Source organism: Corallococcus sp. CA047B, from assembly GCF_003612065.1.
Taxonomy (GTDB): domain Bacteria; phylum Myxococcota; class Myxococcia; order Myxococcales; family Myxococcaceae; genus Corallococcus; species Corallococcus praedator.
Genome location: NZ_RAWD01000555.1, coordinates 1 through 3,092 on the forward strand (window position 1 = coordinate 1; position 3,092 = coordinate 3,092).

Sequence of the window (3,092 nt, forward strand, 5' to 3'; positions counted from 1 at the left end):
CCGCCAGGAGCGCTCGCAGGCCACCTGCGATGCCATCCTCACCGCGACTGCTCGCGTTCTGGTCAAGGACGGGTACGAGGCCGCCAGCACCAACCGCATCGCGCAGGAGGCGGGCGTGAGCGTCGGCTCGCTCTACCAGTACTTCCCCAGCAAGGAGGGACTGGTGACGGCGCTGATGGAGCAGCACCGCGCTCGGGGGGTGGCGGATTTCGAGGCGGGGCTGGTGCCGCTGGCCGGGCAGCCGCTTCCGGTGGCGATGCGCGCGCTCATCCGGCAGGTCATCGCCGTGAAGCGGGAGAACCCGCGCCTGAACCAGGTGTTGCATGAGCTGATGCCGCGCATGCGCCAGTGGGGCCTGTCGGATGTGTACTCGCAGCGCCTGTTCCGGGTGGTGCGCGCCTTCCTGGCGCCGCGCTTCGAGGACCTGCGGCCCCAGAACCTGGACATGGCGGTCTTCATCCTGGTGACCACCGTGGAGGCGCTCTGCCACACGGCGGTGACGGATCGGCCGGACTACCTGGAGGATGAGAGCTTCGTGGAGGAGATCGCCACGCTCGCGCTGGGCTACCTGCGCCCGGAGCCGGCGGCGGTCCCGGTGCGCCGGACGGCTCGGGAGCGGACGGTCCGGATGTGAGCGACATCCCGCCGCGAGGAGGGTCCGACGCACGGCCTTGGAGGGGCGTTGCGGAAAAGAATGGCTTCAGGGCGGTGGGGACGCGCGGCCCATGGGAATCACCAGCGGGCCGGGCAGGTCCGGCCGCGATACCACCTCCACGCGCAACCCGAAGGTGTTCGCGATGAGGTCCGGGGTGAGCACGTTCGTCGGGGTGCCTGACTGCACGCACCGGCCCTGGTCCAGCACCGCGATGCGGTCCGCATAGCGCGCGGCCAGGTTCAGGTCATGCAGCACGGTGAGCACCGCGCCGCCTTCGTGCGCGAACGCCCGCGCCCGCTCCAGCACCAGGTGCTGGTGGGAGAGGTCCAGGCTCGCCGTCGGCTCGTCCAACAGCAGGTAGCGGTGGCCGTGCACGGGGGGCGTCCACAGTTGGGCCAGCACGCGCGCCAGCTGCACGCGTTGCCGCTCGCCCCCTGAGAGCGTGGTGTACGCGCGCGAGGCCAGGTGCTGCGTGTCGGTGGCGTCCAGCGCGGCGCGGGCCACCGCCAGGTCGGACTCCTCGCCGCCTCGCCGCGCGTGGGGGCTACGCCCCAGCACCGCCACTTCCAGCGCGGTGAAGCCGAAGCCCAGCGAGGACTCCTGGAGCAGCACGCCCAGCCGCTGCGCGCGTTCCGCCAGGGGCCACTGGTGCAGCGCGCGTCCTTCCAGGAACACGTCGCCGCTCTTGCAGCGCAGCTCGCCCGAAAGCGCGGCCAGCAGCGACGACTTGCCCGCGCCGTTGGGGCCCACCACGGCCAGCACCTCGCCGGGCCTCATCTCCAGCGACAGCGGGCCCGCCACTCGCCCACGTCCGCGCCACACCTCCACGTCGCGCGCCTCAAGGCTCATACCGCCTCCTTGCGCGCCGCATGCGCTGGGGTGGCCGGCACGCGCGGACGGAGGCCAGCTCCGTGTCAGATGAACCTGAGAGCACTCGGGTCCTCTGCGCGGAACGCGCGATGCCCGCCACCGGAGTCGCGTCACGAGCGTCCGGGCTCACGCGGGCCCTGTGTCCAGAACGGGTGATGCCTGCCGGTGCGCCCGTGACGAAGGTCGGGTCCATGTCACGTGTCGCCGGACGCACGCGGATCCATTGCATGAACCGCTTGATGCCAGTCGGTGCGCCCGTGACGACGGGCGAGCCCGCATCACGTGCCTCTGGACTCACGCGGGCCTTCTGTCCGAAGCGCGTGAGGCCTGCCGGCGCGTCCGTGACGACGGTCGAGCCCGCGTCACGTTCCTCTGCGTGCATGCGTTCGACCGGCGCACCCGCCTCGGAGTCCTGCTCCAACGAAGGTGACTCCGGGCTCATGCCGCCCCCTTGCGCGACAGCAGCGCGATGAAGGCCGGCACGCCCAGCACGGAGGTAAGCGCCCCCACCGGCAGCTCCGACGGCGCGGCCAGCATGCGCGAGAGCAGGTCCGACGCCAGCAGCAGCGACGCTCCCGTCAGCGCGGACGCCGCCAGCAGCCGCCGGTGATCCGGCCCCAGCGCCATGCGCAGCAGCGCGGGCACCAGCAGGCCCACGAAGCCAATCATCCCCGTGAAGGCCACCGCCGCCCCCACGCCCAACGCCGCGCAGAGGATGAGCCGGCGCTTGAGGCGCTCCACGTCCACGCCCAGGTGGTACGCCTCGCGCTCGCCCAGCAGCACCAGGTTGAGCGCTCGCGCCTCGCGCAGCACCAGCCCCAGCGTCAGCAACAGCGGCACCGCCGCGGCGCCCACCGTCTCCCACGACCCGCCGCCCAGGCTGCCCAGGCTCCAGAAGGTGATGGAGCGCAGCTGCGCGTCCGAGGCCGCGTGGGTCAAGAGCCCCATGCCCGCGAACGCCCCCGCGCTCACCGCCACGCCCGACAGCAACATGCGCGGCGTGTCCGTCCTGCCTCCCCCCGTGCCCAACCGCTGGGCCAGCAGCGTCGCGCCCAGCGCGCCCAGGAAGGCCGCGCCCGGCACCACCAGCATGCGCAGCGCGCCCATCTGCATCCCCAGTGTCACGTCCAGCACGATGGCCAGCACCGCGCCCAGCGCCGCGCCACTGGAGGTGCCCAGCAGGCCCGGCTCCACCAGCGGATTGCGGAAGAGCGCCTGGAGCGCGGCCCCCGTCGTCGCCAGCACCGCGCCCACCATCATGCCCAACAGCACACGCGGCAGGCGGAGGGTGAACAGCACCGCGCGCTGCGTGGTGTCCATCCGTTGGGAGGCCTCGCCCAACCCCAGTGCCTCCCAGAGGCTGCCAAGGATGGCGGCCGGAGGCACAGGCACCGTGCCGATCGCCAGCGACGCGAGCACCACCAGCGCCAGCACCAGGCTCAGCGTCACCCAGGGCCTCACGCCCGGAAGCCGTGAAGGCACCGGACGCGCGGCGGACACGGGCATGGCCTCCGACGCGCTCATTTGCCGCCGCCCTTCCCCGCCGCGCGTCCGGTGCCTTCACGGC

3 protein-coding genes are annotated in these 3,092 nt (G+C 72.7%); 1 reads left to right on the forward strand and 2 read right to left on the reverse strand.

The features are described 5' to 3' along the window. The coding region (locus D7X74_RS40855; protein ID WP_147446880.1) for a TetR/AcrR family transcriptional regulator at positions 1 to 634 on the forward strand (634 nt) is incomplete at its 5' end. 66 nt (positions 635 to 700) lie between these two features. On the opposite strand, the gene D7X74_RS40860 is transcribed toward D7X74_RS40855, so the two are convergent. Then, the gene (locus D7X74_RS40860) at positions 701 to 1,504 is read right to left on the reverse strand and encodes a heme ABC transporter ATP-binding protein (protein ID WP_120538325.1); all 804 of its coding nucleotides are present in this window, start codon (positions 1,502 to 1,504) and stop codon (positions 701 to 703) included. Positions 1,505 to 1,963: 459 nt separating this feature from the next. Next, positions 1,964 to 3,049 carry an iron ABC transporter permease gene (locus D7X74_RS40865; protein WP_120538326.1) on the reverse strand — a complete coding sequence of 362 codons (1,086 nt, stop codon included), beginning with the start codon at positions 3,047 to 3,049 and terminating at the stop codon, positions 1,964 to 1,966. Positions 3,050 to 3,092: the final 43 nt, after the last annotated feature.

What these genes read in the sequence shown, in the direction of transcription:
- D7X74_RS40860 (WP_120538325.1), bottom strand. Translation starts at nt 1,504, where the DNA reads ATGAGCCTTGAGGCGCGCGACGTGGAGGTGTGGCGCGGACGTGGGCGA.
- D7X74_RS40865 (WP_120538326.1), bottom strand. Translation starts at nt 3,049, where the DNA reads ATGAGCGCGTCGGAGGCCATGCCCGTGTCCGCCGCGCGTCCGGTGCCT.